Origin of the sequence: Massilia orientalis (assembly GCF_030411975.2) — a bacterium.
Classification (GTDB): domain Bacteria; phylum Pseudomonadota; class Gammaproteobacteria; order Burkholderiales; family Burkholderiaceae_D; genus Telluria; species Telluria orientalis.
Genome location: NZ_JASNRB020000081.1, coordinates 1 through 1,223 on the forward strand (window position 1 = coordinate 1; position 1,223 = coordinate 1,223).

The 1,223-nt window shown below is 58.7% G+C and carries 1 protein-coding gene; it reads left to right on the plus strand.

Features of this window, described 5'->3' with window-relative positions:
• The first annotated feature begins 93 nt into the window (after window positions 1–93).
• Window positions 94–1,077: an IS5 family transposase gene (locus QPK29_RS33445; RefSeq protein ID WP_371772424.1), complete on the plus strand. Its 984-nt coding sequence runs from the start codon at window positions 94–96 to the stop codon at window positions 1,075–1,077.
• Window positions 1,078–1,223 lie beyond the last annotated feature (146 nt).

Below are 1,223 nucleotides of genomic sequence, written 5' to 3' on the forward strand. Positions count from 1 at the left end.
CTAGGGAAGCGCTGATCAATTCATCCGCACCACGTGCCACGGGCCTTGCCCATCTGCGATAATTTCAACCCATCCAACGCTGTCGTGTCGATCATGCAAAAGAGCTTCTCCGACCTCGAATACGCCAACAAGAAGAAGCTAACGCGGCGCGACCGCTTCCTTGCGGAGATCGAAAAGATCACGCCGTGGGAGCCGCTGCAGCGGGCAATCGAGCCGTTTTACCCCAAGCTCGTCGGTGCTGGCCGCCCGCCAATCGGTCTGGCACGCATGCTGAGGATGTACGTGGCGCAGCAGTGTTTTGGCCTGTCGGACGAGGGCATTGAAGACGCGATCTACGACAGCCAGGCCATTCGCGCCTTTGTCGGGATCGACCTCAATCGGGAGTCCGCGCCGGACGCGACGACGCTGCTCAAATTCCGGCATCTGCTCGAAGCCAACGGGCTGACGAAAAAGATCTTCGATACCATCAACGGCCACCTTGCCGAGAAGGGTTTGATGATGCGAGAGGGGACCATCGTGGACGCCACGTTGATCGCGGCGCCGCCTTCGACAAAGAACAAGGACGGCAAGCGTGATCCCGAAATGCACCAGTCGAAGAAAGGCAACGATTGGCATTTCGGGATGAAGGCGCACGTGGGCGTGGACGCCGCGTCGGGGTTGGTGCATACCGTTATTGGCACCGCCGGCAACGTCGCCGACGTCACACAAGCCGGCTCGCTGTTGCACGGCGACGAGTCTGCGGCGCTTGGCGATGCTGGTTACCAGGGCGTTGAAAAGCGCGCGGAGAATCTCGGAAAATCGGTGACCTGGCACGTGGCGATGAAGCGCTCCAAACGCAAGGCGCTGCCCAAGAACAAGCTCGGCCGCATGCTCGAAAAGTTGGAACATCTCAAGGCGAGCGTGCGTGCGAAAGTCGAGCATCCGTTCCATGTCATCAAGAACCTGTTCCGTCATCGGAAGACGCGCTATCGCGGCCTGGCCAAGAACACGGCTCAGCTTTACACATTGTTCGGCTTCGCCAATCTGGTGCTGGCTGGTCGGCGATTTACGATCACCGAAGCCCGAAGTGTGTCCTGAGTGCCGCAAGGCACAAGAAAACACCACCAACTTGCTGAAAATTATCCGTGGCAGGCACAAAAATCACATCTCGACATGCTGGGAAACCCAGCCAGCGATCTGGTCGACTTTCGCGCGCGAAAGTGAATTGTTCAGCGGCTCCCTAG